At 55.8% G+C, this 2,762-nt stretch carries 2 protein-coding genes; both read right to left on the minus strand.

The window, feature by feature from the left end:
* Positions 1 to 351: 351 nt before the first annotated feature.
* Positions 352 to 1,113 carry an IS21-like element helper ATPase IstB gene (gene istB, locus J3U88_RS33945; protein ID WP_207863668.1) on the minus strand — a complete coding sequence of 254 codons (762 nt, stop codon included), beginning with the start codon at positions 1,111 to 1,113 and terminating at the stop codon, positions 352 to 354.
* Entirely contained in the window at positions 1,110 to 2,678 is a 1,569-nt protein-coding gene (gene istA, locus J3U88_RS33950) for an IS21 family transposase (protein ID WP_207863669.1), read from the minus strand. The genes istB and istA overlap by 4 nt, the downstream gene beginning before the upstream one ends.
* Positions 2,679 to 2,762 lie beyond the last annotated feature (84 nt).

Consider the following 2,762-nt stretch of genomic DNA (forward strand, 5'->3'; position numbering starts at 1 on the left):
CTGTATTTGGCAAGCAAAAAGGGACCCACCTCGATCACCGAAAAGGGACCCACCGTTTTTGTGGGTACACGGATTCCCGGCTCTCTCAGCTTGAGGTGAAGAGCCTTTGGTTGATGGTGGTGTTTCGTTCGAAGACAGGCGTTCGACGTCCCTCGTGCCTAACCACCATTTTTTTCCTTTTTTGATTGTGACATCTTTGTCCCAAGCCTGGAGCGGAGTGGGGTCAAGGGTTCCCGGAAATGCGGGAAGCGTGACGGATCGCCGCGGGCGAACCGGCGCGATTGTCGCGTTGAGGACAACCCTTGAGGCCACGGAGTGGAGGGCTTATGCTGGGATGTCACATTCAAAAAACTAAGCCGTAACCTCCCTGTTTTTCATGCTCTCGGTAAAACGGATGCTCTCCCAATTGAACTGTTGGATGTGACAGTGATGTGTCACCCGGTCCAGCAGCGCGGCTGTTAGGTTCGCATCGCCAAATACCTGGTTCCATTCGGAGAATGCAAGGTTTGTGGTGATCAACGTTGAGGCGTGTTCGTAACGCTCGCTAAGCACTTGAAACAGCAACTGAGCGCCCTCGCGGCTGAAGGGAATGTACCCCAACTCGTCAACGATCAAGAGATGGTAGGCGCGAAGCTTCCGCGTGATGTTCTTCAACTGCCGGTCATCCCGTGCCTCGACTAATTGATTGACCAGGGTCGCCGCCGTTGTGAACTTCACCCGGCGACCCATGCGGCAGGCTTCAATCCCCAACGCCAAGGCGGCGTGTGTTTTACCCGTCCCGTGTTTCCCAATCAACACGATGTTTTCTTTGCGTTGTAGGTATTCACCGTCCGCCAGACGCTTGACCTTCCGCGCTTCGAAACCGGGCCATTTCGCGAGATCCGTTTGTTCCAGCGGTTTCATTTGCGGGAACCCGGCCTCTCGCAGGCGACGCTTGAGTTGGTTGGCTTGACGTTGCTCTTGCTCGCCGGACACCAGCGCCAGAAGGTAGCTCTCGTAACTTGCACCGCTGTCCTCGGCCGCTCTTGCCGCTTCACGATAACCTCTTCTGATCGTCGGTAGCTTGAGTTGCGTCAACGTGCTTTCTAGGATGAGTTGCTCGGCCTGCTTCATGAGGCGGCCTCCACAAGCGCGTCATACCGGCTTAAATTAGGGGCTTCATGGCGCGTTCTGCATTGCTCCGGTAGGTGTTCATTGGCGAGTCGTGGCGGTGGTGTTTCGTCGTCCACCAAGCCTTCCAGCAAACAGCGGATGCTTGCACCGTCGAAGATCTGCTGCTCCAAGGCTGTTTCGACCACCGCCTCCACGTCTGCCCGGCTATGCTTCCGGTAGAGCATGAGGACTTCCAAAAAGGCACGCCCGCCGTTCCGTTCACCGTGATGGTGACGCATGAGGGACAGCATGCGTTCGTGGCTTTCCGGCCAAGTCTTGCGCCATTCACGGATGGGTTTTGCCCGCTCGAATGCCGTCACCTTCTCGTAAAGCGTGTCCAGGTAATGTTGCGGTTCGAGGACCCACGCCCTCGCCTTGAAGCACCGTTGATGCTCGGCGATTTTCGCCTTTCCCCAGGCAATCCCGACCTTTTCGCAGCCTACCGCCACCTCAACCCGGCGACCCGTGAATTCACGTGGCACCGAATAGCGAACCCCCTCAACCCGCACCGTTTGGTACTTATCAACCTTGGCCGAGACGAGTTTCTGAGCGACGTAGGCCGCGGCCGGCAGCTTTAACAAGTGCGCGGCTTCTTCCTCAAAACGCGCCGCGATGGTCCGTCGATCTTCACGGCCCCCCAGAACCCTTTCGTTTTGTTGCTCACAGGCCGTCAGCAGCATCTTGTTTAATTCCTCAAAGTCCGCGACTTCTGGAATGGGGACGAGGAAGTTCCGTCTTGCGTATTTAACCTGCCCTTCTACGCCGCCTTTTTCATTACCTCGGGCCGCATTGCAAAACACGGCCTGGAACGTGTAATGGGCACGGAACAACTTGAATTGGTTCTGTTCGACCCGCTGCTTGCCTTTCAAGACTTTGGCGACCGCCGTTTTTAAATTGTCGTAAACGATGACGGGGAAGACACCGCCGTAGAAGGCAAATGCATGGACATGGGCGTCCAAGAACATCTCTTGGGCTTCGTTGGGATAGGCGCGTACAAACGGTTTTCCCGAAAACCGGGGGCGCATGCAGAACAGTTTGACCTTTCGTGCTTCGCCGCCCATCTTCACCACTGCTTCACCCCAATCCACTTCCGCCTCGCCGTAAACTTCCGGGCATAGGGGAACCATCGCTTCCGTTGTCTCCACGCCAAGCTCCGCTCTGCGTTTGCGAATGTAATGCCGCACCGTCGATTCCGCGCCTTGGAAGCCATACTCTTCCACCAGCCGGTCATAGATTCGTTTAGCCGTGTGCCGTTGTTTCTTCGGTTGCTGCCGGTCATCGATCAAGATTCGGTCAACAACCTCACGGACAGGACCCATGACCGGGCTTTTTCGTTTCTCGCTCATTCGGTACTCCGGTGCCATCCCCGCGAGGGCCTTTCGCACGGTCTTCCGGCTGTGCCCGAACTCACGTGCAATCTGTCGAATGCCTTTTCCGTATTGGCGGTGTGCTGTTCTGATAAACTCATACTGATCCATGCTAATCACTCCAGATCTGCCTCCTTCAGCTTTTTTCCGATATGCCAAAGAAAGCAGATTTTCGGTTAGCGTGGGTCCCTTTTCGTTTGTCGTTACCCCTTTTGGTGGGTCCCTTTTAGCTTAGCGTTACCA

Origin of the sequence: Acanthopleuribacter pedis (genome assembly GCF_017377855.1) — a bacterium.
Lineage (GTDB): Bacteria > Acidobacteriota > Holophagae > Acanthopleuribacterales > Acanthopleuribacteraceae > Acanthopleuribacter > Acanthopleuribacter pedis.